The organism is Betaproteobacteria bacterium, assembly GCA_016720855.1.
Lineage (GTDB): Bacteria > Pseudomonadota > Gammaproteobacteria > Burkholderiales > Usitatibacteraceae > FEB-7.
This window is the reverse complement of the sequence record JADKJU010000002.1, coordinates 986,468-1,010,987: the sequence shown is the minus strand read 5'-3', so window position 1 is coordinate 1,010,987 and position 24,520 is coordinate 986,468. Positions and strand designations below refer to the sequence as shown.

The 24,520-nt window shown below is 68.1% G+C and carries 27 protein-coding genes; 18 read left to right on the top strand and 9 right to left on the bottom strand.

Annotated features, from left to right (window positions below):
* Positions 1-280: 280 nt before the first annotated feature.
* The gene (locus tag IPP91_12215) at positions 281-1,504 is read left to right on the top strand and encodes a hypothetical protein (GenBank protein MBL0142833.1); all 1,224 of its coding nucleotides are present in this window, start codon (positions 281-283) and stop codon (positions 1,502-1,504) included.
* An 84-nt stretch (positions 1,505-1,588) separates the two neighbouring features.
* Here the strand turns inward: IPP91_12215 and IPP91_12210 are convergent, their stop codons facing one another.
* The gene (locus IPP91_12210; protein ID MBL0142832.1) at positions 1,589-2,788 is read right to left on the bottom strand and encodes a methionine adenosyltransferase; all 1,200 of its coding nucleotides are present in this window, start codon (positions 2,786-2,788) and stop codon (positions 1,589-1,591) included.
* 57 nt (positions 2,789-2,845) lie between these two features.
* Between IPP91_12210 and IPP91_12205 the strand changes: the two genes are divergently transcribed.
* The 15 genes from IPP91_12205 to IPP91_12135 all read left to right on the top strand — a co-directional run bounded on the left by IPP91_12205 (position 2,846) and on the right by IPP91_12135 (position 15,833).
* Positions 2,846-3,754 carry a lysophospholipid acyltransferase family protein gene (locus IPP91_12205; protein MBL0142831.1) on the top strand — a complete coding sequence of 303 codons (909 nt, stop codon included), beginning with the start codon at positions 2,846-2,848 and terminating at the stop codon, positions 3,752-3,754.
* Positions 3,748-4,635, top strand: a complete 888-nt coding sequence (locus IPP91_12200) for a lysophospholipid acyltransferase family protein (protein ID MBL0142830.1) — start codon at positions 3,748-3,750, stop codon at positions 4,633-4,635. Before IPP91_12205 ends, IPP91_12200 begins: the two co-directional genes overlap by 7 nt.
* 5 nt (positions 4,636-4,640) lie before the next feature.
* Positions 4,641-5,525, top strand: a complete 885-nt coding sequence (dapF, locus tag IPP91_12195) for a diaminopimelate epimerase (protein MBL0142829.1) — start codon at positions 4,641-4,643, stop codon at positions 5,523-5,525.
* Positions 5,522-6,196 carry a DUF484 family protein gene (locus IPP91_12190; protein ID MBL0142828.1) on the top strand — a complete coding sequence of 225 codons (675 nt, stop codon included), beginning with the start codon at positions 5,522-5,524 and terminating at the stop codon, positions 6,194-6,196. Before dapF ends, IPP91_12190 begins: the two co-directional genes overlap by 4 nt.
* Positions 6,165-7,070: a tyrosine recombinase XerC gene (gene xerC / locus IPP91_12185; GenBank protein ID MBL0142827.1), complete on the top strand. Its 906-nt coding sequence runs from the start codon at positions 6,165-6,167 to the stop codon at positions 7,068-7,070. The genes IPP91_12190 and xerC overlap by 32 nt, the downstream gene beginning before the upstream one ends.
* Before the next feature lie 53 nt (positions 7,071-7,123).
* The gene (locus IPP91_12180; GenBank protein ID MBL0142826.1) at positions 7,124-7,564 is read left to right on the top strand and encodes a transcriptional repressor; all 441 of its coding nucleotides are present in this window, start codon (positions 7,124-7,126) and stop codon (positions 7,562-7,564) included.
* A 29-nt stretch (positions 7,565-7,593) separates the two neighbouring features.
* A complete protein-coding gene (locus IPP91_12175) occupies positions 7,594-8,610 on the top strand; it encodes a GTP-binding protein (protein MBL0142825.1) in 1,017 nt (338 codons plus the stop codon).
* A gap of 9 nt (positions 8,611-8,619) precedes the next feature.
* Positions 8,620-9,615 carry a GTP-binding protein gene (locus IPP91_12170; GenBank protein MBL0142824.1) on the top strand — a complete coding sequence of 332 codons (996 nt, stop codon included), beginning with the start codon at positions 8,620-8,622 and terminating at the stop codon, positions 9,613-9,615.
* Between the two features lie 19 nt (positions 9,616-9,634).
* Positions 9,635-10,261, top strand: coding sequence for an ATP-binding cassette domain-containing protein (locus tag IPP91_12165; GenBank protein MBL0142823.1), 627 nt, complete (start codon positions 9,635-9,637; stop codon positions 10,259-10,261).
* 17 nt (positions 10,262-10,278) lie between these two features.
* A complete protein-coding gene (locus IPP91_12160; GenBank protein MBL0142822.1) occupies positions 10,279-11,430 on the top strand; it encodes an ABC transporter permease in 1,152 nt (383 codons plus the stop codon).
* A gap of 10 nt (positions 11,431-11,440) precedes the next feature.
* Positions 11,441-11,941 (top strand): DUF3299 domain-containing protein, encoded by a 501-nt coding sequence (locus IPP91_12155; protein ID MBL0142821.1) that lies wholly within the window; start codon positions 11,441-11,443, stop codon positions 11,939-11,941.
* Between the two features lie 13 nt (positions 11,942-11,954).
* Positions 11,955-13,064: an anti-sigma factor antagonist gene (locus tag IPP91_12150; protein MBL0142820.1), complete on the top strand. Its 1,110-nt coding sequence runs from the start codon at positions 11,955-11,957 to the stop codon at positions 13,062-13,064.
* Positions 13,065-13,071: 7 nt separating this feature from the next.
* Complete coding sequence (gene hslV / locus IPP91_12145) at positions 13,072-13,611, top strand: ATP-dependent protease subunit HslV (protein MBL0142819.1); 540 nt, start codon at positions 13,072-13,074, stop codon at positions 13,609-13,611.
* 64 nt (positions 13,612-13,675) lie between these two features.
* Complete coding sequence (gene hslU, locus IPP91_12140; protein ID MBL0142818.1) at positions 13,676-14,980, top strand: ATP-dependent protease ATPase subunit HslU; 1,305 nt, start codon at positions 13,676-13,678, stop codon at positions 14,978-14,980.
* A 4-nt stretch (positions 14,981-14,984) separates the two neighbouring features.
* Positions 14,985-15,833 (top strand): nuclear transport factor 2 family protein, encoded by an 849-nt coding sequence (locus IPP91_12135; GenBank protein ID MBL0142817.1) that lies wholly within the window; start codon positions 14,985-14,987, stop codon positions 15,831-15,833.
* Here the strand turns inward: IPP91_12135 and IPP91_12130 are convergent.
* Genes IPP91_12130 through IPP91_12120 form a run of 3 tightly spaced genes read right to left on the bottom strand, consistent with a single transcriptional unit; the run spans position 15,830 to position 17,763 of the window.
* Positions 15,830-16,609 carry a putative DNA-binding domain-containing protein gene (locus IPP91_12130; GenBank protein MBL0142816.1) on the bottom strand — a complete coding sequence of 260 codons (780 nt, stop codon included), beginning with the start codon at positions 16,607-16,609 and terminating at the stop codon, positions 15,830-15,832. The genes IPP91_12135 and IPP91_12130 overlap by 4 nt on opposite strands.
* The gene (locus IPP91_12125) at positions 16,606-17,472 is read right to left on the bottom strand and encodes a DUF692 domain-containing protein (GenBank protein ID MBL0142815.1); all 867 of its coding nucleotides are present in this window, start codon (positions 17,470-17,472) and stop codon (positions 16,606-16,608) included. The genes IPP91_12130 and IPP91_12125 overlap by 4 nt, the downstream gene beginning before the upstream one ends.
* A gap of 12 nt (positions 17,473-17,484) precedes the next feature.
* On the bottom strand, positions 17,485-17,763 hold the full coding sequence (locus IPP91_12120) for a DUF2282 domain-containing protein (GenBank protein ID MBL0142814.1): 279 nt from the start codon (positions 17,761-17,763) through the stop codon (positions 17,485-17,487).
* 201 nt (positions 17,764-17,964) lie between these two features.
* On the opposite strand from IPP91_12120, the gene IPP91_12115 reads away from it, so the two are divergent.
* Positions 17,965-18,390 (top strand): Hsp20/alpha crystallin family protein, encoded by a 426-nt coding sequence (locus IPP91_12115; GenBank protein MBL0142813.1) that lies wholly within the window; start codon positions 17,965-17,967, stop codon positions 18,388-18,390.
* 117 nt (positions 18,391-18,507) lie between these two features.
* Complete coding sequence (gene argB / locus IPP91_12110; GenBank protein MBL0142812.1) at positions 18,508-19,416, top strand: acetylglutamate kinase; 909 nt, start codon at positions 18,508-18,510, stop codon at positions 19,414-19,416.
* Between the two features lie 18 nt (positions 19,417-19,434).
* On the opposite strand, the gene clsB is transcribed toward argB, so the two are convergent.
* The 5 genes from clsB to IPP91_12085 all read right to left on the bottom strand — a co-directional run bounded on the left by clsB (position 19,435) and on the right by IPP91_12085 (position 24,507).
* Complete coding sequence (gene clsB, locus IPP91_12105) at positions 19,435-20,592, bottom strand: cardiolipin synthase ClsB (protein MBL0142811.1); 1,158 nt, start codon at positions 20,590-20,592, stop codon at positions 19,435-19,437.
* 19 nt (positions 20,593-20,611) lie between these two features.
* Positions 20,612-21,370 carry an endonuclease/exonuclease/phosphatase family protein gene (locus tag IPP91_12100; protein MBL0142810.1) on the bottom strand — a complete coding sequence of 253 codons (759 nt, stop codon included), beginning with the start codon at positions 21,368-21,370 and terminating at the stop codon, positions 20,612-20,614.
* Complete coding sequence (nudB, locus tag IPP91_12095) at positions 21,367-21,840, bottom strand: dihydroneopterin triphosphate diphosphatase (GenBank protein MBL0142809.1); 474 nt, start codon at positions 21,838-21,840, stop codon at positions 21,367-21,369. The genes IPP91_12100 and nudB overlap by 4 nt, the downstream gene beginning before the upstream one ends.
* A gap of 60 nt (positions 21,841-21,900) precedes the next feature.
* The gene (gene aspS / locus IPP91_12090) at positions 21,901-23,727 is read right to left on the bottom strand and encodes an aspartate--tRNA ligase (protein ID MBL0142808.1); all 1,827 of its coding nucleotides are present in this window, start codon (positions 23,725-23,727) and stop codon (positions 21,901-21,903) included.
* A 114-nt stretch (positions 23,728-23,841) separates the two neighbouring features.
* Positions 23,842-24,507 carry a DUF502 domain-containing protein gene (locus IPP91_12085; protein MBL0142807.1) on the bottom strand — a complete coding sequence of 222 codons (666 nt, stop codon included), beginning with the start codon at positions 24,505-24,507 and terminating at the stop codon, positions 23,842-23,844.
* Positions 24,508-24,520 lie beyond the last annotated feature (13 nt).

The window sequence follows — 24,520 nt, the reverse complement described above, 5'->3', positions numbered from 1 at the left end:
CCGGGGCGGATCGATGCATGGGAACTCGCGCACCGGTACGGACAGTGGTTTTCGCGAATCGACCCCTACGGTGACGGCTGGCAGCCGGGAGTAGTTCGCGGCGACCAAGTCGAGGCTCGTCGCCATCGCCACGCGGACGGGAGGCCTCGATGCGCCGCCCCACTCGTGAAGCGCCCCGTCGGCTGACACAGATCGAGGCTGGCCGGAGATTTGGCTTGCCGCGAAGGCCCGCCGCTTGGTAGCGTGCGGCGTGACCCGTCATTCCAGCCGGAGGTATCCCGTGAACTGCCCAGCCCCCCACGTCGCCCGCCTCGCCCTCGCCGTTGCACTCGCCCTTTCCGCCGCGCCCGCGCTCGCGCAATCGAAGGCCGCGCCGGCGAAAACGCCGATCGCCAACTACTGGATGGACGTCGCGACCGTGAACATGTCCATTCCCGGCATGGAGGAGATGGCCGACTCGCCGCTCATCGGCGGCATGATGGGCAACTTCTTCGGCGGCTCGAAGATGGGCATGATGCCCGGCAAGTGGCTCGACCTCGCGTTGTACACGCGCGAGAAGCCCGCCGGCACCGAAGCGACCCATGCGATTCCGCCCGGCCAGAGAATGGGCCCCGGCCTGCCGCTCCAGCCGGTGGCGAGGCCGCAGCCCAGCGGCACGTCGCAAGGCGGGGTCGAGGAGCCGGAGCGGCCGAAGGGCCGGCTGCTGCTTTACTGGGGCTGCAGCGAGACGGTACGCCCCGGGCAGCCACGCGTCCTCGACATGGCCACGGCCGGGCCGGCGGACTTCGGAAAGTTCTTCATGGGCCGTTACGCGCCCGAGCGCGGCGCCACGAGCCAGCCGGGGCGCGCCATCTGGCCCAACGAGAAGGACAAGCAGCGCGTGCCGAAGGATTCCTCGCTGTCCGGCGACCACGCAGTGAGCGGCGAAGGGGTGCCGCCCAGCCTGAAGTTCGCGATCGGGGAAAAGCAGGACTTCATGGAAAGGCTCAATCTCGCCGCGCCCGGGGACGCCAAGGCCTCCATTCCGGTTAGCTGGAATGCCGTCTCCACTGCGCGGGCGTACTTCCTCTCGGCCATGGGCGGCGGCGGGGACGACCTCATCCTGTGGAGCTCGAGCGACGTGCCCGAAGCCGGGCTCGGCCTCATGGACTACCTCGCCAACGGCCAGATCGATCAGTGGGTGAAGGACAAGGTCCTGCTTCCGGCAACGACGCAGAAATGCGCGATTCCCGAAGGGATCTTCGCCAAGGCCGCGGGCGCGATGGTTCGCGCCATCGCCTACGGCAACGAGCTGAACCTGCTGCACCCGCCGCGTCCCACCGCCGCGAAGCTGCTTGCCGCGTGGAACCCCGAGTGGTCGTTGCGCGTGCGCGTGAAGTCGACCTCGATGACGATGCTGGGGCAGGAGGCGGCACCGGAACGGCAGCCGCAACAGCAGCGGAGGGAGAAGGACGAGACGATCAATCCGCTCGACATCCTCAAGAAAGGCATCTTCGGGCGCTGAGCGGAAGGCCTCGATGCACGCACCGGTCCCCCTCGTGATCGGGGCCATCCCTGCGGCCGGCTGCGCCTCGATGCACGGGGAAAGTCAGTCCGCGGTCGCGGCAGCCACGTGGGCGACGCCCTTCAAGCCCGCGGCTTCCCGCAGCAGCTTCGCCTTGTCCGTGGTCTCCCACATGAACTCCGGCTCCTCGCGACCGAAGTGGCCGTAGGCGGCGGTCTTCTGGTAGATCGGGCGCAGGAGGTCGAGCATGGTGACGATGCCTTTCGGACGCAGGTCGAAATGCTCCTCGACCAGCTTCGCGATCTTGTCGTCGGCGATGACGCCCGTGCCCTCGGTGTAGATCGTCACATTGATGGGCTTCGCCACGCCGATGGCGTAGGAGAGCTGGATCTGGCACTGGCGCGCGAGGCCGGCGGCCACCACGTTCTTCGCCACGTAGCGCGCTGCATAGGCGGCAGAGCGATCGACCTTCGAGGGATCCTTGCCGGAGAACGCGCCGCCACCGTGCGGGCAGGCGCCGCCGTAGGTGTCCACGATGATCTTGCGTCCAGTGAGGCCGCAGTCGCCCTGGGGTCCGCCGACGACGAAGCGCCCGCTCGGATTCACGAGGTAGCGCGTGTCCTTGATCATGTCCTTCGGGAGCACGGGCTTGATGACCATTTCGATCACCGCCTCCTTGATCTGCTCCTGGGAAATATCGGGCGCGTGCTGCGTGGAGAGCACGACGGTGTCGATGGAGACGGGCTTGCCGTTCTCGTAGCGCATGGTCACCTGGCTCTTGGCGTCGGGGCGTAGCCACGGGAGGCGGCCGTCCTTGCGCACCTGCGACTGGCGCTCGACGAGGCGGTGGGCGTAGTAGATCGGCGCGGGCATGAGCACCGGGGTCTCGTTGCACGCGTAGCCGAACATCATTCCCTGGTCGCCGGCGCCCTGGTTCAGGTACTCGTCGGAGGCGTGGTCGACGGCCGCGGAGATATCCGGGCTCTGCTTGTCGTAGCAGACCATGACCGCGCAGCCCTTGTAGTCGATGCCGAATTCGGTGTTGTCGTACCCGATGCGCTTGATCGTGTCGCGCGCGACCTGGATGTAGTCCACGTTCGCGTGCGTCGTGATCTCGCCGGCCATCACCACCAGGCCCGTGTTGCACAGCGTCTCGGCCGCGACTCGGGACCGGGGGTCCTGCGCTAGAATGGCGTCGAGAACGGCATCGGAGATCTGGTCCGCCACCTTGTCGGGGTGGCCCTCGGACACCGATTCCGAGGTAAAGAGGTAGTTCGATTTCATCGGGTTCGCCCCACAGTCGCAGTTGAACCCGTAATTTTAGCAAATTTTGCGCCCTCGCTGCCTAACGCCGGCAGACCCGTCTTGAGACTCCTCCTCCGGTTCCTTGCCTGGCTGGACCTTCCCGCGAACCATCGGCTGGGCGCGGTCGCCGGCCGGCTAGTCTTCCTCCTGTCTCCGCGCTTCCGCCTGCGCACGCTCGAGAACCTGCGGACGGCCGCAATCGCCGCCGACGATGCGGCGCTCGCCCGCCTCGCCCGCGAGAACGCTGCCGAGATCGGCAAGGGGGCGGCCGAGCTGGCCTGGGCCCTCTTTCGCCCGGTGGAGGACGTCTCGGGCCTGGTGAAGGAACTCGTTGGCTGGGATACGGTGGAACGCCTGCGCGCCGAGGGACGCCCCCTGATCTTCGTGACGCCACATCTGGGCAGCTATGACATCGCGGGGCGCTACCTCTGGTCGCGACTGCCGATCATGGCCATGTACCGGCCACACAAGCTCGGCTGGCTCGACGAACTCATCCGGGAAGGACGCAACCGCGGCGCGGCGCCCGACGGCTCCAACGTCGCACCGGCCACCATGGCGGGCGTGCGCATGCTCCTCAGGCACCTGCGCAAGGGTGGGTGCACCGTGATCCTCCCCGATCAGGTGCCGGGCGAGGGCGAGGGCGAATGGATCGATTTCTTCGGCCGTCCCGCCTACACGATGACGCTCACGGGCCGGCTGCAGGAGGCCTCGGGGGCGGTCATCGTGTACTGCTTCGCCGAGCGCCTGGCCGACAGTCGCGGATTCCGCCTGCACTTGCAGGTGAGCGAGGCTCCCCTCCCGGCCGAGCGCTCCGCCGCCGCCCTCGCCGTGAACCGGGGCGTCGAGGCTCTCATCCGGATGGCGCCTGCCCAGTACCTGTGGGGCTACAACCGCTACAAGCGGCCGGCAGGCGCGCCGCCGGCACCGGGAGCGATGCGATGGTGATCCTGCGCGGCCTCGGATCGTGGCTGGTCGTCGCCCTGCTGTGGCTGCTGCACTGGCTTCCCATGCCGGTTCTCGGGGGGATCGGGCGCGCCCTGGGGCGGCTCCTTTACCGGTTCGGGCGCGGGCGCGTCACGGATACGAACCTCGCGCTTTGCTTTCCCGGTGTGCCGCAGGAGCAGCGCAAGGCGATCGGGCGCCGCCACTTCGAGGCGCTCGGGCGAAGCGCGATCGAGCTGAGCGTGATGTGGTTCGGGAGCGACGAGCGCGTCCTCGGCCTGGTCACGGTGCGCGGACGCGAGCACCTCGAGCGCCAGCAGGGCAAGCCCACCATCTTGCTGGCGCCGCACTTCGTCGGCCTGAACATGGGCGGGGGGCGCCTGGCACACGAGTTTCCCGATTCTGCGAGCATCTACAGCCGCCAGAAGAACCCGGTCCTCGACCGCCTGTTCCTCAAGGGACGACTGCGTTTCGGCAACCCGACGCTTCTGTCACGCCAGGATGGCATGCGAGCGATCGTCAAGGTCCTTCGCGAGGGAAAGTGCCTCTACTTCCTTCCCGACATGGATTTCGGGGCGCGCGACGCGATCTTCTCGCCGTTCTTCGGCGTTCCCGCGGCGACGGTGACCGCCCTGCCGCGCCTGGCGCGCCTGGGCCGTGCGACCGTCGTGCCGGTGATTTGCTGGCAGCGGGAACACGGCTACGAGGTTCGGATCTACCCGCCGTGGGAGGACTATCCCACCGACGACATCGAGGCCGACGTGCGCCGCATGAACGCCTTCATCGAGGAGCGCGTGCGCGAGCATCCCGAGCAGTATTTCTGGGCCCACAAGCGCTTCAAGACGCGCCCGCCCGGCGAACCTTCCCCCTATCGGCGAAAATGACGCCCATGCGCCTGAGATTCACCAAGATGCACGGCCAGGGAAACGATTTCGTCGTGATCGACGGCGTGCGCCGGCCCATCGCCCTTACCGCGGCACAGGTTCGCGCCATCGCGGACAGGCATTTCGGCATCGGTTGCGACCAGCTCCTGATGGTGGAAAGGGCCTCGGATCCGGCGAACGACTTCCGCTACCGTATCTGGAACGCCGACGGCGGCGAGGTCGAGCAGTGCGGCAACGGTGCGCGCTGTTTCGCGCGATTCGTGCGCGACGAGGGACTCACCACGAAGGACGAGCTGCGGGTCGAGACGGCGCGGGGCGTCATCCGCCCGCGCATCGAGCCGTCGGGGCAGGTAACGGTGGACATGGGGCCGCCCCGCTTCGCGCCCGCACAGATCCCGTTCACGGCAGCGGCCGAGCGCCCGACCTACGAGCTCGAGGTGGGCGGCGCGACGGTCGAGGTGAGCGTGTTGTCGATGGGCAACCCGCACGCCGTGCAGGTGGTGGCGGACATCGATTCCGCGCCGGTCGCAAGCCAGGGCCCGCTCATCGAGAACCACGCCGCCTTTGCGCAGCGCGTGAACGCGGGCTACCTGCAGGTCCTCTCCCGGAACCACATCCGCCTGCGGGTCTGGGAGCGCGGCGTCGGCGAGACACTTGCTTGCGGTACCGGCGCGTGCGCGGCTGTCGTCGCCGGTATTCGCCGCGGGCTCCTCGACCCCCAGGTCCGCGTGACGACGAGAGGCGGCGACCTCACCATCGGCTGGGCGGGACAGGGCGCGGATGTGACGCCCCACTTCGCTCCCGTTATGATGACGGGAGACGCGGTGCGTGTTTTCGCGGGCGAGATCGAGCTCCCGGCGCCCGCCTCACTGGAGAATCCCTCTTGCTGACCCCGGAACAAGTCGCAGAATTCCTTCGCCAGAACCCCGGCTTCTTCGAGCAGAACGTCGACCTGCTGGTGAACATCCAGATCCCGCATCCGCATGGCGGGCGTGCGGTGTCGATCGGCGAACGCCAGCTCGTTGCAGTGCGCGAAAAGACGCGGCTCCTCGAGGACAAGCTGCGGGAGCTGATCGGGTTCGGCGAGGAAAACGACGCCGTCTCGGAAAAGGTTCACCGCCTGGCCTGCCGCCTCCTGGAAGCGGCGGGGCAGGAAGGCGTCCTCGACACGGCCTATCTCGACCTCCTCGACCATTTCGCCGTTCCCCACGTCGCCGTTCGCCTGTGGAACGTCGCCGAGGGCAGCGCCGAGACAAAGGAGTTCGGCGAGGTCGCCGCGGAGATACGCGAGTTCGTGGCGCAAATGACGGCGCCGTACTGCGGCAGCCATGCCGTTTACGAAAGCCAGGCCTGGTTCGGCGAGTCGGCAGCGCACCTGAAGTCATTCGCGCTCGTGGCGCTGCGGCACGGCGAGCAGTGCTTCGGCGTGCTCGCGCTCGGATCGGAAGACCCGCAGCGCTTCTACCCGGAAATGGGCACGCTCTACCTCGCGCGCATCGGCGAACTCCTCGGTTGCGCCCTGTGGCGCCATCTCACCCCCATCCGTGAGCCCGCCGGCTAGCGCGTTCGCGCGCTACCTCGATTTTCTCCGGCACGAGCGGCGCCTGGCCGCGCACACGCTTGCCGCCTACTCCCGCGACGGGATGCTCCTCGAGACGCTTTCGTCCGGACGCGAGCCCGGCGCCGTGCAATCCGCCGACATCCGCCGCTTCGTGGCGACCCTGCACGGGCGCGGCCTCGCGCCACGATCGCTCGCGCGGGTGCTCTCGTCCTGGCGCGGCTATTTCGACTGGCTGGTGCGGCAGCGCGAACTTTCCGCCAACCCGTGCAAGGGTGTGCGCGCGCCGCGTGCCGCGCGCACGCTTCCGGAGACGCTTTCCCCCGACGACGCATCGCGCCTGGTCGCCATCGAGGACACCTCCGATGGCGGCATCCGGGATCGCGCGCTGTTCGAGCTCGCCTATTCCTGCGGGCTGCGGGTCTCGGAACTCACCGGCCTCGACATGGGCGCCATCGACGCGAGAGCAGGCGAGGCCCGCGTCACGGGAAAGGGCTCGAAGACGCGGATCATCCCGGTGGGCGCACCGGCCCTGGAGGCGCTCGCGCGCTGGCTGCCGATCCGCGCCCGCCTCGCGGCGCCCGGCGAGACGGCGATCTTCGTCGGCCGCTCCGGAAAGCGGTTGTCGCCCCGGGAGGTCCAGCGCCGCATCAAGCGGTGGGCTGCCGCCGCGGGACTCGCCGTGGATGTGCACCCGCACATGCTTCGTCACTCCTTTGCCTCGCACGTGCTGCAGTCCTCGGGCGACCTGCGCGCCGTGCAGGAGATGCTCGGCCACGCGAGCATTGCCTCGACGCAGGTCTACACGCACCTCGATTTCCAGCACCTGTCGAAGATTTACGACGCGGCCCACCCCCGCGCCAAGCGCAAGAGCTGACCGAAGCCGCAACCGAATTGCATCTGCACCGGCTCGCGGCCTAGAATTCCGCCATGGGAAAGACCCGATCGCTCCATGCGGCGCAACTGCCAGCCGCGCAGGCCCGGATACGCCTTTCCGGCGAGCGCCTGACCGCCCCGCGCGCTGCGGTCCTCGCGGTCCTCCTGGGGTCCGTTACGGCGCTCACGCATCACGAGGTCGAGGCCGCGCTGCGGGCAAGCCTGCCCGTCGATCGCGTGACCGTCTACCGCGTGCTCGACTGGTTGGTGCAACTCGGCCTGGTCCACCGCATCCCGGGCGACGACCGGACATGGCGCTTTCGCGCCAACCGCGGCGCTTCCCACGGCCCGCACGCTCACTTCACGTGCTCGCATTGCGGCACGACCGTCTGTCTCGAGGAGGTCGCCATGCCGCCGAACGTGAAGCTGCCGAGGGGCTTCGTGCGGGAGAAGGTCGAGCTCACCGTGCAGGGCCGGTGCGCGGCGTGCCGTTGAATCCTTGATTGCGCGACCTGCCGCCCCCAATGACCGCCACCCCGATCACCCCAGTCACGCTGCTCACGGGCTTTCTCGGCAGCGGGAAGACGACGCTCCTCAACCGGCTCCTGCGGCACCCGGCGGCCGGCGACTGCGCCGTGATCGTGAACGAATTCGGGCCGGTGGGGATCGACCACCTCCTCGTGCGCACCGCATCCGAGAACGTGGTGCTTCTGCCCAGCGGCTGTGTGTGCTGCCAGGTGGCGGGCGACCTCGTGCAGGCCATGCGGGACCTCTACTTCAAGCGCGCGTCGGGTGAGATCCCGGCGTTCGGCCGGGTGATCGTGGAGACGACGGGCCTCGCCGACCCGGCGCCGCTCGCCCGCACGCTCATCGAACTTCCGCTGGTCTCCGCGCGGTACTCGCTCTCCGGCATCGTGACCACCGTCGATGGCGTGCATGGAATGGGCGAGCTCGATCGCCATCCCGAGGCCGTGAAGCAGGCCGCGGTCGCCGACCGCCTGGTGATCACGAAGGCGGACATCGCGCAGGCGGACGCGCTCGATGCGATCGAGGTCCGACTCGCCGCGCTCAACCCCGGCGCCCGGCGCATCCGCAGCGCCGAGGGCGACGCCGACCCGGAACGACTGCTCGACACAGGTCTCTACCGGGGCGCGCAACGCCTGCCGGACCCGGTTTCCTGGCTGAACGCCGGCGCCTACCGTCGGGCCGGCGCACCGGCGCCCGCCATGCACGATCCGCACGTGCGCGCTTTCGCGTGGTTCGCCGGTACACCCGTCGACTGGCCGGCCTTCGAGGACGGCCTCGCCACCCTGCTCGAGCTCGCCGGCGACCGGATCCTGCGCGTGAAGGGGCTCGTGAACGCCGCAAGCGAGGCCGGCCCCGTCGCGGTGCACGCCGTCCAGCACACGCTTTATCCCGCCGCGCGCCTGCCGGCCTGGCCCGACACGGACCGCCGCACGCGCCTCGTATTCATCGTCCGCGACCTTGAAGAATCGTTTGTCGCCCAGACATTGGATTCCTTCGTCCTCGCCCCCGCCTAGAGGTAACGCATGGCCGCCGTCCCGAACCCCGACAAGGACCTTATCCCCGTCACCATCCTCACCGGCTTTCTCGGGGCGGGAAAGACGACGCTCCTGAACCGCATCCTCACCGAGCAGCACGGCGAGCGGATTGCCGTGATCGAGAACGAGTTCGGCGAGACCGGCGTGGACAACGAGATCCTCGTGGAGGACCGCGAGGAGCAGATCATCGAGATGAACAACGGGTGCCTGTGCTGCACCGTGCGCGGCGACCTCGTGCGCATCCTGGGCGAGCTCGGGAAGAAGCGCCGCGAGGGCGCGCTGAAGTTCGACCGCGTCGTCATCGAGACCACCGGCCTCGCCAACCCCGGGCCGGTCGCGCAGACGTTCTTCATGGACGAAGGCATCCACGGCGAATACCTGCTCGACGCGGTCATCACCGTGGTGGATGCGATGCACGGCCAGAAGCAGCTCGACGAGCACGACGAGGCGCGCGCGCAGGTGGGCTTCGCGGACCGAATCCTGCTCTCCAAGACGGACCTGGTCGGCGAGGGCGAGATCGCGGACCTGGCGGACCGCCTGCGCGGCATGAACCCCAGGGCCCAGCAGAAGAAGGTCCACTTCGGAGAAACCGATATCCGGGAGATCCTCGACATCCGGGGCTTCAACCTCAATGCCGCGCTCGAGATCGACCCTGCCTTCCTTGCTGAAGACCACCATCATCATGACGACGACGTGAAGAGCTTCGTCTGGAGGGATCCGCGACCCATGCACATGGAGAAGATCGAGACGTTCCTCTCGCTCATGGTGCAGAACTACGGCGAGGACCTGCTGCGTTACAAGGGAATCCTCAACATCCAGGGCGAGCCGCGGCGCATGATCTTCCAGGGCGTGCACATGCTGATGGGCGGCACCCCCGGCAAGCCCTGGGCGTCCGGGGAGGCCCGGGAGACCGTGATGGTATTCATCGGCCGAAGGATCCCGCGCCGCCTGTTCGAGGAAGGCCTGGCTTACTGCGTCGCCTGAACGAGCTTCCCCGCGGCCCATGCTCGCGATCCGAAACCTGCGCCACGATTATGCGGGCCGCACCGTCCTCGACGTGCCGGCCTGGGACGTTGCGCGCGGCGACGCGAGCCTCGTGCTCGGCCCTTCCGGCAGCGGCAAGACCACGCTCCTCAACGTGATCGCCGGCCTCGCGGCACCCACGGCGGGAAGCGTGCGCGTCGCGGGCGAGGACGTGACGCGCCTCACGCCGGCCGGACGCGATGCCTTCCGCGCACGCAGGATCGGCCTCGTGCTGCAAACCCTGCACCTCATCGGCGTGATCTCCGTGCGCGAGAATCTGCGTCTCGCGCAGCGCCTGGCCGGGTCGGGGGTCGACGACACCCGCATCGACGAGGTCCTGGGAAGCCTGGGTATCGCAGCCCTCGCGGGCGCCCGGGCCCGCGAGATCTCGGTCGGCGAGGCGCAGCGGGTGGCCATCGCCCGCGCCGTCGTGAACCGGCCTGCGCTCATCCTCGCGGACGAGCCGACCTCCGCCCTGGATGACGCCAACTGCGAGCGGGCCTTGGCCCTGCTGCTCGAACAGGCCGCCGCGTGCGGGGCGACCCTGCTCGTGGCGACCCACGACAACCGCATCCGCGGCCGCTTCTCCAGGAGACTCGAGCTGTGAGGTCCGCCCGCCTGGCGATGGCCTACCTCGCGAGCCGCCCGCTCCTCACGGCGCTCAACGCGACGATGCTGGCGCTCGGGGTGGCGACGATCACCTTCCTGCTCCTGGTGACGCAACAGGCCGAGGAGCGCCTGGCGCGAGACGCGAAGCCCGTGGACCTCGTGGTAGGAGCCAAGGGAAGCCCCCTGCAGCTCATCCTGTCCACGGTGTTCCACGCCGACGTGCCCACCGGCAACATCGGCGTCGAGGAAGCCGAGGCGATCGTCGCGAACCCGATGGTCGCCTCCGCAACGCCGCTGGCCCTCGGGGATTCCTTCCGCGGCTATCGCATTGTCGGGACCGACGCCTCGTTCCTCGGCCTCTACGAGGCGAAAGTCGCGCAGGGCGCGCTCTTCGCGGGCGCGATGGAAGCCGTCGTGGGCGCGGAGGTCGCCCGCCGCCAGGCCGTGACGGTGGGTGCGAGCATCACGGGCTCGCACGGGCTCGCGGCTGCGGGACCGGCCCACGGCGAACATCCTTACCGCGTCACCGGGATCCTCGCGCCCACCGGCGCCGTGATCGACCGGCTTGTCGTCACCTCCGTCGAAAGCGTATGGCACGTCCACGAGCGCCACGCCACCGCCCGGCCCGAGATCACCGCTCTTCTCATCCGGTACGCCACACCGCTTGCCGCCGCGATGCTCCCGCGCTCGATAAACGCCACCACCGCGATGCAGGCCGCCTCGCCGGCGTACGAGATCGCCCGCCTCCTCGAACTTGTCGGCGCCGGTGTCGAGACGCTGCGGTGGTTCGCGATCATCCTCATGGCCAGCGCCGCGCTGTCGCTCTTCGTCGCCCTGACCTCGGCCCTGCAGGAAAGGCGTTACGACCTCGCTCTCCTGAGGACTCTCGGCGCACGTCCGGCATCGCTCGCCGCGCTCACCCTGGTCGAGGGCGTGACGCTCCTCATGGCGGGCGTTATACTGGGCTTGGCACTCGGACATGGTGCAACGCATGTTCTGGGCCTGTGGCTCGCTAGGTCCGGGTCCTGGCCGCTCACGGGGCTCACGTGGGTCGCCGGCGAGGCGGTCCTTGCCGCCGCAGTCCTTGCGATCGGCGCCCTCACCTGCCTCGTGCCCGCAATACAGGCTTACTTCACCGATCCCGCGAACCTGCTCTCGAAACGATAAGCGAGACACCATGGCGCATTCCGGAACGATTCGATTTTCCGCCGTTGCCGTCGTCGCCGCGATCACCGCCTGCGGGGCGATGGCGCTGCAGCCCCAGGATCGCGCGAAATCCCCCGAGCAGGGCGGCTTCTGGATCGGGACGGATCCCACGCCGGTCGGCACCGTGCCCTGGCAGCTGCTCCAGTCGACGAAAACGGTGCAGAAGGCCGACAAGAAGTTCGGCCCCGTCTTCGCGAAGGAAGTGAGGGAACTGGACAAGCAGCAGGTCAAGCTCTACGGGTTCATGATGCCGCTCGACCAGGCCAGGAAGCAGAAGCGGTTCCTGCTCTCCGCTTTCCCGCCGCACTGCTCGTTCTGCCTGACCGGCGGGCCGGAATCGCTCGTCGAGGTGCTCGCCGACACGCCGATCGACTTCACCTTCGAACCCGTTGTCATTGCAGGCCGCCTGTCGGTTCTCGACAACGACGTCGTGTACTACCGCCTCACCAACGCGACGCCCTTCAAGCCCTGAGGCCATTCCCACCGTGGCCTCTCCCGGCGTCGGCAGCTCCCCGGCAGGCATTTCCCGGCCTGCGCCGCGCGCTGCCGGGCGCGTCGGCAGCGAGGAATTCCACTCCGCCCCCCTGCCCCCGGCGCAGGAAGCCGCCGTGCTCTACGCCGCGAACCTCGTGGCCGCCGCCGAGGCGATCCTCAAGGCCGAGACGCGCAATCCCGCGAGCCGTTCCAACAAGCAGCCCTGGCTCATGTTGTTCGACCTGTTCGAGGTCACGCAGAACCGGACGGAATACGACGCGCTTTGCATGCTGTTTACGGTGAAGTTCGAGCAGTCACCCCCCGCCTGGGCGGGCGGATCCGAGGCCACCTCGGATCCGAGGCGCGTCCAGGGTCGCGAACGCAAGGATTTCTTCGCCCTCAAACCCAATCCGATGGGCGAGCTCGCTCCGGAAATCGAGAAGTTCCTCGCCTTTGCCGAGTCGATGGGCACGGTGCGGGTCGACCTGGGAAAGGTCGCCTCCATCACCGCCTCGGAGTCGGCGCTGCTGGCCGCGGCCCTGCGGCGCCTTCGGCGCGGCGGCCTGCCGATGTGGTTCAACAGCGTCGAGACGCTCGAGCACGTGCTGCGCGCCGCACTCAACGAGCGGGCATCGGACGCCACGCGCAGCTTCTGGCAGCTCCTGTTCGAGCTCTACGTGGTACAGGGGAAGATGGAGCCCTTCGAGGAGCTGGGACTGGAATATGCCGTCGCGTTCGAGATATCGCCGCCCAGCTGGGAGGTGTACTTGAACACCGTGTCGGCCGCGGCGTCCCACGTCCCGGCCGCGCCCGCCGCGGCCGCCGCGGCCTCGGTGCCGGACTCCGCCTTCGTTCTGAAGGGCGTGATCTCCACCGCAAGCCAGAACCAGTTCGCCGACCTGGCCGCCCATTCGGCCGCGGGTTCGGAAATCGTCGTGGACATGAGCAAGGTCCTGCGCGTCGATTTTGCCGCCGGGGCCCAGTTCTTCGAGGTGGTAAAGGCAATCCAGCTCGCTGGCAAGCGGGTAATCCTTTCCAATCTTTCCGAATTGAACGCCGCGCTGCTGGAAGCCTTCGGGTTCAATCGCCACGCGATCCTCATCCGCCGAAGGGTGAACTAGACCCGCCATGGCCGACGAATCCTTCCACGGAACCACCATCGTCTGCGTACGCCGGGGCGCCCGGGTCGCCATGGGCGGCGACGGCCAGGTCACCCTCGGCAACGTCGTCGTCAAGTCCTGCGCGCGCAAGGTACGCCGCCTCTACAACGATCGCATCCTGGCCGGCTTTGCAGGCGCGACGGCCGATGCGTTCACCCTCTTCGAGCGGTTCGAGGCAAAGCTCGAGAAGCACCAGGGCAACCTCCTGCGATCGGCGGTCGAGCTTGCCAAGGACTGGCGCACGGACAGGATGCTTCGCCGCCTGGAGGCGATGCTTGCCGTGGCCGACCGGGAAGCTTCCCTGCTCATCACCGGCAATGGCGACGTGCTCGAGCCGGAACACGGGATCGTCGCCATGGGCAGCGGCGGCTCGTTCGCCCAGGCCGCCGCCATGGCCCTCGTTGCGAACACCGAGCTCGCCCCCGCGGACATCGTGAAGAAGGCCCTGGAGATCGCGGGCGAGATCTGCATCTACACGAACCAGAACCACGTGATCGAGACGCTCTGAGCGGCCCGGCCGCGCTTCCATGAGCCCGAACGCCACCCTGCCTGCCCCGCCGGCCGCGTCGATGATGACGCCGCAGGAAATCGTCCACGAGCTGGACAAGCACATCGTCGGCCAGGGCGCGGCCAAGAAGGCCGTCGCGATCGCGCTGCGCAACCGGTGGCGCCGCTCGCAGGTTCCGGAGCCGCTGCGCAGCGAAATCACGCCCAAGAACATCCTGATGATCGGGCCGACCGGCGTGGGCAAGACGGAGATCGCGCGACGGCTGGCGCGACTGGCGAACGCCCCGTTCGTGAAAGTCGAGGCGACGAAATTCACCGAGGTCGGCTATGTCGGCCGCGACGTGGATACGATCATCCGCGACCTGGCCGAGGTGGCGGTCAAGGCCACGCGCGAGCAGGAGATGAACAAGGTCCGCCCGCGCGCGGAGGACGCGGCGGAGGAGCGGATCCTCGACGCGCTGCTCCCCGGCGTGCCTGTCTCCGAGGGCCAGGAGGCCGGCTCCACGCGCCAGCGCTTCCGCAAGATGCTGCGCGAGGGAAAGCTCGACGATCGCGAGATCGAGATCGACGTGGCCCAGGGATCCGGGGCGATGGAGATCATGGCTCCGCCGGGCATGGAGGAACTCACCCAGCAGATCCAGGGCATGTTCGCGAACATGGGCGGCGGCCGCCGGAAGAGCCGGAAGCTGGCCATCCGGGAGGCGCTGCGACTCATCACCGACGAGGAAGCCGGCAAGCTCGTGAACGAGGAGGAGATCCGCCTCAAGGCCATGCGCGCCGTGGAGCAGGACGGCATCGTGTTTCTGGACGAGATCGACAAGATCGCCAGTCGCGGGGAAACCGGCGGCGCCGACGTCTCGCGGCAGGGCGTGCAGCGCGACCTCCTTCCCCTCGTGGAAGGCACGTCGGTCACGACGAAGTACGGCGTGGTCCGGACCGACCACATCCTGTTCATCGCCAGCGGCGCGTTCCACCTGTCGCGCCCGTCCGACCTCATCCCCGAACTGCAGGGTCGCCTTCCCATCCGCGTGGAACTCTCGAACCTTTCGGTGGAAGACTTCGAGCGCATCCTGACGGCCACCGATGCCTGTCTCACGACGCAATACGAGGCGCTCCTCGCCACCGAGGAAGTCGCGCTCTCGTTCACGCCGGAAGCCGTGCGGCGCCTGGCGGAAATCGCCTTCTCGGTGAACGAGCGCACGGAAAACATCGGCGCGCGGCGCCTGCATACGGTGCTGGAGAAGCTCCTCGAGGAGATCTCGTTCGACGCCGGCCGCGGCGCGCGCGAAGTGCGCATCGACGCGGCCTATGTCGATGCGCGCCTGGCCGAGCTGGCGAAAAGCGAGGATCTCTCGCGCTACGTGCTCTAGGCACATGAAACGGCTGTTCGCCGCGGCAGCAACCGCCCTGGCAGGATGCGCCTGCCTGCCCGATCCTGCCCCGCCCGCGCAGGCGCCCACGTCGCTGGCCGCCGCGGAGTCCGCCTTTGCGGCTCAGTCCGTTCGCGAAGGCATGCGCGCCGCGTTCCTCGCGTGGTTCGCTCCGGACGCCATCCTCTTTCGCGACGGGCCGGTGAACGGCCCCGCGGCGATCGCCGCCCGTCCGGATCCCCCCATTGTCCTCGACTGGCGACCCGTTTTCGTCGAGGTGGCGGCTTCCGGCGAGATCGGGCTTTCCACCGGGCCCTGGACGATCACAAGCCGCAAGGATCCTTCCGCCGCCCCCCTGCATGGCCAGTTCGTTTCCCTGTGGAAGCGCGATGCGGGCGGCCCCTGGCGAGTCCATGTCGACCTCGGCATTTCCCACCCGGGCGCCGCCCTCGCCGAAGCGCGCCTGCAGGCAGGCTCGACGCCGCCTCCCGGCACGCCCCCTTCCAGCTCGATCGCGGCTGCCGAAGCGCAGTTCGCCAGTCGCGCAAGCGACGCCGGCGACGCGGCCGCCTACGCGGCTGCGGCCTCATCGTCCATACGCATGTATCGCGAGGGACAGGCGCCGTTCCTCGGCCGCGACGCCGCGCTGGGCTCTCCCGCGGCGCGCGAATCGCGCACGGCATGGTTTCTCGAGGCTCATGAGGTGAGCGCTTCCGGGGACCTGGGCTACGCGTGGGGCCGGTATGGCCCGCGAGGCGCCGCCACGGCGGGGCACTATGTTCGCGTCTGGCGGCGGGAGTCGCAGGGCTGGCGCATCGCGCTCGATGTCGTGAACGACATCACGTCGCGCTAGGGCCCGGGCGGGTCGCCGGTCGAGAAGCCGCAGAGCATCCCGTGCTCCGCGAGACGGTGGAGAATCGCCGTGCAATCCCACCCGTCCTGCCTGCCGGCCACCTCGCCGAGCGCAAGACCGCGCGCAAGCCCTTCAACGAACGCGGCTTCCGGCAAGTCGAGGGTCGCCTGCCGAACGCGCTGCTCCTCGCGCCAGACGAGCACGTCGTCGGCGCCTTCCTCGCGATCCGGCGTCCCGTCACGATCGGGCTGGTTGGCCTCCCAGATCGAGTACACGGGCCAGGCCGAGCGCACGAGGCGCACGCCGGGGTGGAGGCGAAATCGGATATCCGCCTGCTCGTCTTCCCGCACGAGCGCGAGCGCGGCGAAATCGAGCCGCGGCGCGTCGGCCGCCATGAGCGATTCCTGCCACGCCCACTCGAGCCTCGCGACATCGGCGAGCCACGGCATCGGCTGCGCGTGCGCATACGCGGCCAGGAACGCCGGAAATGACGCGCCATGGCGATTGAGGTCGGCGCGATCCGGCGGCGTCGTTTGCGAGTGGCGCCGCGCCGCCTCGTCGAAGAAGGCATCGCCCACGAGACGCGCAACGACCGGATACGCAGCGCGCAGGGCATCCCGGCGATTGGCGGAAATCGCGCCGCGATAGATGGCGAGCCGGCGTGTCGCCAATCCGGCTTCACCCGCAAGATGCGGCGCAAGTGCCTCGCGATCGCCTTCCAGGACGGCATCCACGAATTGCGCCTGCAGGCGGCCCAGTCGTTCCGGATGCGTCATGCCGCCGCCCGGCGACCGGTTCGCGCGATGGATGAGCCGAGGATCGCATCAGCCCTTCCGGCTTCCGCGAGCAGGACGTCGAGCTCCGGAATGTGGTTGTCCCACTCGATGAGCGTCGGCACCGGGCCCAGGCGCGCGATCGTCTCCTCGAACAGCGCCCAGACCTCGGGAAAGACCGGGGCACCGTGCGTATCGATGAGACCGTCAGGCGTCACCTCGCAGCCGGCCAAATGGATCTCGCCGACGGTCGCGGGGTCGATGGCGCCGAGGAACTGCCTCGCATCGGTTCCATGGTTCACCGCATTGACCCACGCGTTGTTCACGTCGAGGAGCACGCCGCATCCGGTACGGCGCGCCACCTCGGCGACGAACTCGCCCTCGGGAATCGTCGAGGAGGTGAATCGCACATAGGCCGACACGTTTTCGATGAGCACGGTTCGCCCGAGGCGATCCTGCACTTCGGCAACGCGACCGCACACATGGGCGAGCACTTCCTCCGAATACGGCAACGGCAGCAGCTCGTTCAGGTGCCGCCCGCCCAGGCTCGACCAGCACAGGTGCTCCGAGACGAGCGCCGGTTCGATACGCTTCACGAGACGTGCAAGTCGTGACAGGTGCGGCCCGTCGAGCGGATCCACCGAGCCCAGGGAGAGCCCCACCCCGTGCAGGCTCACGGCATAGTCGGCGCGAAATCGCTCCAGCCACGCGATCGAGGGTCCGCCGTCGGCGAAATAGTTCTCGCTGTGCACCTCGAGGAAGGAAAGCGCCGGCCGCCTTGCGGCCAGGGCCTCGAAGTGCGGGGTGCGCAGGCCGATGCCGGCCTTCGCGGAATCCGGTGCGCGAGCCGGGAAGCGCGCGGGCACGAGTGGCGTTCGCTACTTGACGGCCGGGGGCTTGAGCTTGCCGCCCAGCTTCGCGCAGGTGCCCTTGGGAACCAACCTCCACTCATCCGGCGCATTGTCCTTCCTGGCAAGTCCCGCGCAGGCGTGGGTGGCCGTACCGCAGTCGTTCTGGCCGGCCTTGGCGATGCCGTAGCACTTCTCCTTGTCGGCCGCCGGCTGGCCGTCGTGGGCGTCAGCCGCCCGGACCTGGCCGAGGCCGAGCGCGACCACGCCGGCCAGTGCCGACCGGATGAGGGCTCGCTTCGAGTTCATGGGAATCTCCTTTGCGGATGGGTTGCACAGTCGGCTCGCGAGGGGCCCCGAGCAGGCGGGAAATGATACACCGCGGCGATTGCCGCCCCGCCTGCCCCTTGAATTTCGCGCTGCGGGCCAAAGATAGTCCCCATCGGACGCAGTTGCGTCCCGAAGGTTCCGGGCCGCATCCGGACCCCATCCACTGAACAGGAGGCAAGCATGAATTCGCTGCTGCGCTACGAGCCCGTCACCGGGCGACTCGACGGTCTTTTCAACGATTTCTTCCGCACGGTCCCGGCCTGCGCGGGCGCATCCGAGCCTGCGCCCATCCGTGTCGACGTTCGCGAAACCCCGGCCGCCTACGTGCTCCAGGCCGATATCGCCGGCGCGAGGAAAGAGGACATCCACGTCGAGATCGAGGCAAACGAGGTCCAGATCAGCGCGGAAAGCCGGCGCGAGACAGAGGCGAAGGAAGGCGAGCGGGTGCTGCGCACTGAGCGCTACGTCGGCAAGACCACCCGTCGCTTCGCGCTCCCGCAGGATATCGACGAGACGAAAGCCGAAGCGAAATACACCGACGGCGTGCTCGAGCTCACTCTGCCCAAGAAGGCGGCGGCGGCAGGCCGCCGGGTCGCGATCCAGTAGCGCGCGCTCCCGCTTCCCGGGGTCCGCAGGCCCGAAGCCTTCCGGACCCCTTTTTACTTGGAGGAGCGCCGCCTACAATAGCGGCCACCCACCCCTTCCCCTCCGAGCTGCCCCAACATGCCTCCCAAGCTATCCTCCACGCAGAAAGCCGAAGTGCTGGTAGAGGCGCTGCCTTACATCCAGCGCTTTTACGACAAGACCATCGTGATCAAGTACGGCGGCAACGCGATGACCGACGTCGCGCTGCAGGAGGACTTCGCCGAGGACATCGTGCTGCTGAAGCTGATCGGCATGAATCCGGTGGTCGTGCACGGCGCCGGCCCGCAGATCGGGGCGCTCCTGCAGAAGCTCGGCAAGCAAAGCGAGTTCATCCAGGGCATGCGCGTCACGGACGAGGAAACGCTGGACGTGGTGGAGATGGTGCTCGGCGGCCTGATCAACCAGGAAATCGTCACCCTCATCAACAAGGCAGGCGGCCGCGCCGTGGGTCTCACCGGCAAGGACGGCCACTTCATCCACGCCCGCAAGCTCAAGGTCGCGAGCAAGGAGGACAAGAAGAAGAAAATCGACGTGGGCCTCGTGGGAGAAGTCGTCCGCATCGACCCGGAAATCATCCAGCTCCTCGACGAGCGCAATTTCATCCCCGTCATCGCGCCCATTGGCGCGGACGACAACGGGACAGCCTACAACATCAACGCCGACATCGCGGCTGGCAAGCTCGCGATCACCCTCCAGGCCGAGAAGCTGATACTCCTCACCAACACCACCGGCGTTCTCGACAAGGAGGGCAAGGTGATCACGGGCCTTACCGCCAAGAAGGTGAACGCGATGATCGAGGACGGCACGATCTCCGGCGGGATGCTGCCCAAGGTCGAGTGCGCGCTGGACGCGGTGAAGAACGGCGTGAAGACCGCGCACATCATCGACGGGCGGATCTCGCATGCCCTGCTGCTGGAAGTGCTCACCAGCGAAGGCGTCGGCACCCTCATCCGCGGCGCCTCGGCCGACCGGGCGGATCACCGCTAGGCGGCGTTCGCCCCCCCTTCAGAACCACCGCCGGCCGATGCCGGCAATGCCCATCGCGACCCGCGCGCAGCCGTACGCGAGCCATCCGCCGACGCGCTGGAGCCACGGCCGGCGTCTCCAGAGGATGCGGGGAACGGCCCGCGCCCCCAGGCGGATTTCGTGGTCGATGGATTCGCGCATCTCTCCCGCGAACGACTCGCTGAAGATCACCACGTTGGCCTCGCGTGCCAGGAACAGGCTGAAGGGATCGAGGTTGGACGAACCGACCGTGGCCCAACGACCGTCGATGACCGCGGCCTTGGCGTGCAATTCGCTGCGCTCGTACTCGTAGATCTCGATGCCGCGGTCGAGCAGCGCTCCGTAGAGGATCCGGCTCGCGTTCTGGAAGATCCGGTGGTCCGACCAGCCCTGCACGACGATGGCCACGCGTACGCGGCGCGCCGTCGCCTCCATGAGTGCGTGGCGCACGCGCCAGCCGGGCATGAAGTACGCGCAGGCGATGAGGATCTCGCGGCGCGCGGCATTGATCCCCTCGAGGTACATCGCCTCGATGTCGTGGCGATGCCGGAAGTTGTCGCGGAAGACGAAGGCCGCCGTGGTTTCACCGACAGGCCCGGAGGGGACGACCGGGGGAAGGAACCCGGGCTGACGTCCGTTGCGCGAGAGCGTGGCCACCAGCCACCACAGCCGGTACATGACGGGGTAGATTTCCGCGAGCAGCGGTCCCTCGATGCGCACGGCATAGTCGTAGCGCGGCGCTTCGCTCTCGTGCCCGGAATGGTCGTCGAGGATGTTGAGACCGCCCACGAAGCCCACGCGCGCATCGACGAGCGCGATCTTCCGGTGCAGGCGCCGAAGGCGGCTGCGCCGAAATGAAAACCAGCCCCGCTCCGGGCGAAAGCGCTGGACGAAGACGCCGGCGGCCCCCAGGTCCTCCAGGAACGCCGGCGCCAGCTCGCGCGATCCGAAGCCGTCGATCATGAGCCGCACCTTGACGCCCCGTCTTGCCGCGCGCTTGAGGGCCTCGCCCACCGCCCGCCCCGCAGCGTCGTCGGCGAAGATGTAGGTCTCGAGGCGCACATCCTCGGAAGCGGAGTCGATCGCGGCCACGAGCGCAGGAAAGAACTCGGCGCCGTTGCGCAGGAGCGTCACGCGATTGCCGGCGACCGGCCTCATGACTCTTCCCGGCGCGCCTTCAGCGGGACAGTTTCGCGGCGAGCGCCACGTGATCGGACAGGCGCGACCAGGGATCCCCGGAGAGGCGTTGCGTGACACCCACCTTCAGGTCGCGCACGTAGATGCGATCGAGCTTGAGGAACGGCAGTCGCGCGGGAAAGCTCCTCGCGTGCCGGCCGAGCGCCTGCTCGAAGACTTCGGCGAGGTCGAGCTCGCGCTCAAGCATCGCGGTGGCGACTCCGCGCCAGTCGTTGAAGTCGCCGGCCACCACGAGGGGCGCGCGGGGAGGCACGGTTTCGCGGATGCGGTTGCAGAGCCACTCGAGCTGGAAGCGACGGCTCCTCGCCCAGAGCCCCAGGTGGACATTGATGCAGTGCAGGGGCTCCGTCCAGCCTGGCACCGCCATCTCGCAGTGCAGCAGCCCACGGCTCTCCATCGCGTGATGGGAGATGTCGATGTTTTCCGACTTCACGATCGGGAAGCGGCTCACGATCGCGTTGCCGTGGTGCCCGTCCTGGTAGCTGGCGTTCATGCCGTAGGCTCCGTGGCCGCCCTCCTGCGTCAGGAACTCGTGCTGGCCCGCCTCGGGCCACGAGACGTGCTTGCGCGAATGCCGGTGGTGGGCCCCCTGCACCTCCTGCAGGAACACCACGTCGGCGGCCAGGGAGTGCAGCCGCTCCCGGATCTCGTGCACCACCAGCCGGCCGTTGAGCGCCGAGAAACCCTTGTGGATGTTGTAAGTGACGACGGTGAGGGACGGGGCAGCTTCGGGATTCATGGCGCGGTTCCGGTGCTTGCGAAGGATGCGTCCTTCTCGGGAAGCATGAGTATCGCCTGTCGGTTGCTCCACGAGAACACCTCGTTCGCCGCCTCCTGCCACGCAAGCCACCGGAAGCGCAGGTGTTCCTTCGGTGCGAGTGTCACCTCGAGCCGTCCCGGTACCCGCAAACCGAAGACGTGCTCGGTATTGTGCGTGACGCCCGGCGCGTAGCGGTAGCGCCAGACCGCGAAGATCTCGTAAACGTTGGACACCTGCCAATCGGCGAGGACGTGACGCGTCGCGTCGATGCCCGTCTCCTCCCCGACCTCGCGAATGGCGGTTTGCGCGAGGGATTCGCCCGGGTCCTGGCTTCCCGTGACGCTCTGCCAGAATCCGGGATGGTCGGCGCGCTCGATGAGTAGCACGTCCAGTTCCGGCGTGTAGATGACCACCAGCGTCGAGACCGGAATCTTGAACCGCGTCTCCAAGCCACTAGGCCCGCATGCGCGCAACCACGCCGGCACCGCCGTGGGCCACGAGTGCGATCGTCAACCCTGCCCCTCATCCCGGCCCTCTCCCAAGGCGGAGGGTGGCGATGGAGGCTGCGTCGGACTGCGCAGGCGAATGTGCACCTCGCGAAGCTGGCGCTCCGTCACGGCGCTCGGCGCCTCGACCATCAGGTCCTGTCCGCGCTGCGTCTTCGGGAAGGCGATCACGTCCCGGATCTGGTCCACGCCCGCCATCATCGCCACCATCCGGTCGAAACCGAATGCGATGCCCCCGTGCGGGGGCGCGCCATACGAGAGAGCGTCCAGCAGGAAGCCGAACTTTGCGCGCGCTTCCTCGTCGCCGATGCCGAGCGTCTTGAACTGCCTGGCCTGGATCTCGGTGCGGTGGATTCTCACGGAGCCGCCGCCGATCTCCCAGCCGTTCAGCGCAATGTCGTAGGCCTTCGCAAGCACCTTGCCGGGGTCGGTGTCCATGAGGGCCACGTGCTCGTCCTTCGGGCTCGTGAACGGGTGGTGCGCGGCCAGCCAGCGCTTGCCCTCCTCGTCGTATTCGTAGGCGGGGAAATCCAGCACCCAGCACGGGCGCCAGCCGGCTTCGGCGTGGCCCTTCTCGTGCCCGACCTTCATGCGCAACGCGCCCATCGCGTCGTTGACCACCTTCCGGCGGTCCGCGCCGAAGAAGATCACGTCGCCGTCCTGCGCGCTGGTGCGCTCGAGGATCGCGGCGAGCTCGGCGGGCTTGAAGAACTTCACGATCGGCGACTGGAGGCCCTCCTCGCCCGGCTTCGTGCGGTCGTTCACGCGGATGTATGCCAGGCCCTTCGCGCCGTAGATCGCCACGAACGGCGTGAGGTCGTCGAGTTCCTTGCGCGTGAACGCAGCATTGCCGCCGGGCACCCGCAGCGCGGCGACGCGGCCATCGGGAAGTTCCGCCGCCGCCCGGAAGACCTTGAAATCGACGCCCTTCATGAGGTCGGTGAGCTCGGTCAGCTCGAGCTTCACGCGCAGGTCGGGCTTGTCGCTGCCATACCGGGCCATCGCGTCGGCGTAGGCCAGGCGCGGAAATGCAGGCAGATCCACGTCGAGCACCCGCTTGAAGACGTGGCGAACGAGCCCCTCCATGATGTCCTGGATCTCGCGCTCGGAAAGGAACGATGTCTCGATGTCGATCTGCGTGAACTCGGGCTGCCGGTCCGCGCGCAGGTCCTCGTCGCGGAAGCACTTCACGATCTGGTAGTAGCGGTCGTAGCCGGCAATCATCAGGAGCTGCTTGAACAGCTGCGGAGACTGCGGCAGCGCGTAGAACTGCCCGTCATGGATGCGTGAAGGCACGAGGAATTCTCGCGCGCCCTCGGGCGTGGACTTGTAGAGCACCGGTGTCTCGATGTCGATGAAGCCCAGGTCGTCCAGGTAGTCGCGCACCGCCTTCGCAGTGCGGTGGCGCATCTTCAGCGCCTTGTGCATCGGTTCGCGGCGCAGGTCGAGGTAGCGGTAGCGAAGCCGCACCTCCTCGGAAATCGTCTCGTCGTCCATCATGAACGGCGGCGTGACCGCAGGGTTCAGGATCTCCAGGTCGTGGGCGAGCACTTCGATTTCCCCGCTTCTGAGGCCCGGGTTCACCGTTCCCTCCGGGCGGCGCCGCACGATGCCGGTCACCCGAAGGACGAATTCGTTCCTGACCCGGTCGGCGTTGGCGAAGGTCTCCTTCCGGTCCGGATCGCTCACCACCTGGACGAGCCCCTCGCGATCACGAAGGTCGACGAAGATGACGCCTCCGTGGTCGCGGCGGCGGTGCGCCCAGCCATAAAGCGTCACGGGTTTCCCGAGGAATCGGGTATCGATCAGTCCGCAGTATTCAGTTCGCATTTTCTCTTTGTGCCCCGCTCGCGGGGCCGATTTCGTTCGTCGCTCCCGCGCAACCGCGGGAGGCCTGGCTTCGCACGCCGTGGGCAGTGACTGCCCGACCCTTCGCGCCGCCGCCTACGTTTTCGGCGACGGCACCGGATTGGGGTCGGTCCCGGAGTGGAGACTCTCGGGTCGTGCTCCCGGGCGCGGCGGCTCGGCCACGCCCATGGAAATGATGTACTTGAGCGCCTGGTCCACGCTCATCTGCAACTCCAGCGTGTCGGATCGCGGCACGATGAGAAAGAACCCCGCCGTGATGTTGGGCGTCGTGGGCACGAAGACCGACACCTGGTCGTGGCCCAGGTGGTCCGTGACCTCGTGCTCGGGAGTACCCGTGACGAGCGCGACCGTCCATGCGCCCGCGTGGGGATAGCGCACGAGTACCGCGCGGCGGAAGGCCTTGCCGTCGGGCGAGAAGAGCGTGTCGCTGATCTGCTTCACGCCGCCGTATATCGAACGCACTATCGGGATGCGGCCCAGCACGGACTCCCAGAAAAGCAGCAGGCGCTTGCCCAAGAAATTGGCCACCACCGCGCCGGTGGAAAGCAGGATCATGATCGTCAGGATGGCGCCGAGCCCGGGCAGGTGGAAGCCAAGCACGGCATCGCTGCGATAGCGGGCGGGAACGATCAGCAGCGACTGGTCCATCAGCTCGACCAGCAGCGAGAGCACCCAGAACGTGATCGCAAGCGGGATCCACACGAGGAGGCCCGCGACGAGATAGCGCCTCAGCGTGGCCATCACTCGCCTGCGC

What these genes read in the sequence shown, in the direction of transcription:
- IPP91_12170 (MBL0142824.1), top strand. Translation starts at nt 8,620, where the DNA reads ATGGCCGCCGTCCCGAACCCCGACAAGGACCTTATCCCCGTCACCATC.
- IPP91_12165 (MBL0142823.1), top strand. Translation starts at nt 9,635, where the DNA reads ATGCTCGCGATCCGAAACCTGCGCCACGATTATGCGGGCCGCACCGTC.
- IPP91_12120 (MBL0142814.1), bottom strand. Translation starts at nt 17,763, where the DNA reads ATGAACTCGAAGCGAGCCCTCATCCGGTCGGCACTGGCCGGCGTGGTC.
- IPP91_12160 (MBL0142822.1), top strand. Translation starts at nt 10,279, where the DNA reads ATGGCCTACCTCGCGAGCCGCCCGCTCCTCACGGCGCTCAACGCGACG.
- hslV (MBL0142819.1), top strand. Translation starts at nt 13,072, where the DNA reads ATGGCCGACGAATCCTTCCACGGAACCACCATCGTCTGCGTACGCCGG.
- IPP91_12085 (MBL0142807.1), bottom strand. Translation starts at nt 24,507, where the DNA reads ATGGCCACGCTGAGGCGCTATCTCGTCGCGGGCCTCCTCGTGTGGATC.
- IPP91_12100 (MBL0142810.1), bottom strand. Translation starts at nt 21,370, where the DNA reads ATGAATCCCGAAGCTGCCCCGTCCCTCACCGTCGTCACTTACAACATC.
- IPP91_12200 (MBL0142830.1), top strand. Translation starts at nt 3,748, where the DNA reads ATGGTGATCCTGCGCGGCCTCGGATCGTGGCTGGTCGTCGCCCTGCTG.
- IPP91_12155 (MBL0142821.1), top strand. Translation starts at nt 11,441, where the DNA reads ATGGCGCATTCCGGAACGATTCGATTTTCCGCCGTTGCCGTCGTCGCC.
- IPP91_12135 (MBL0142817.1), top strand. Translation starts at nt 14,985, where the DNA reads ATGAAACGGCTGTTCGCCGCGGCAGCAACCGCCCTGGCAGGATGCGCC.
- IPP91_12210 (MBL0142832.1), bottom strand. Translation starts at nt 2,788, where the DNA reads ATGAAATCGAACTACCTCTTTACCTCGGAATCGGTGTCCGAGGGCCAC.
- dapF (MBL0142829.1), top strand. Translation starts at nt 4,641, where the DNA reads ATGCGCCTGAGATTCACCAAGATGCACGGCCAGGGAAACGATTTCGTC.
- IPP91_12130 (MBL0142816.1), bottom strand. Translation starts at nt 16,609, where the DNA reads ATGACGCATCCGGAACGACTGGGCCGCCTGCAGGCGCAATTCGTGGAT.
- IPP91_12180 (MBL0142826.1), top strand. Translation starts at nt 7,124, where the DNA reads ATGGGAAAGACCCGATCGCTCCATGCGGCGCAACTGCCAGCCGCGCAG.
- IPP91_12115 (MBL0142813.1), top strand. Translation starts at nt 17,965, where the DNA reads ATGAATTCGCTGCTGCGCTACGAGCCCGTCACCGGGCGACTCGACGGT.
- argB (MBL0142812.1), top strand. Translation starts at nt 18,508, where the DNA reads ATGCCTCCCAAGCTATCCTCCACGCAGAAAGCCGAAGTGCTGGTAGAG.
- hslU (MBL0142818.1), top strand. Translation starts at nt 13,676, where the DNA reads ATGACGCCGCAGGAAATCGTCCACGAGCTGGACAAGCACATCGTCGGC.
- IPP91_12175 (MBL0142825.1), top strand. Translation starts at nt 7,594, where the DNA reads ATGACCGCCACCCCGATCACCCCAGTCACGCTGCTCACGGGCTTTCTC.
- aspS (MBL0142808.1), bottom strand. Translation starts at nt 23,727, where the DNA reads ATGCGAACTGAATACTGCGGACTGATCGATACCCGATTCCTCGGGAAA.
- clsB (MBL0142811.1), bottom strand. Translation starts at nt 20,592, where the DNA reads ATGAGGCCGGTCGCCGGCAATCGCGTGACGCTCCTGCGCAACGGCGCC.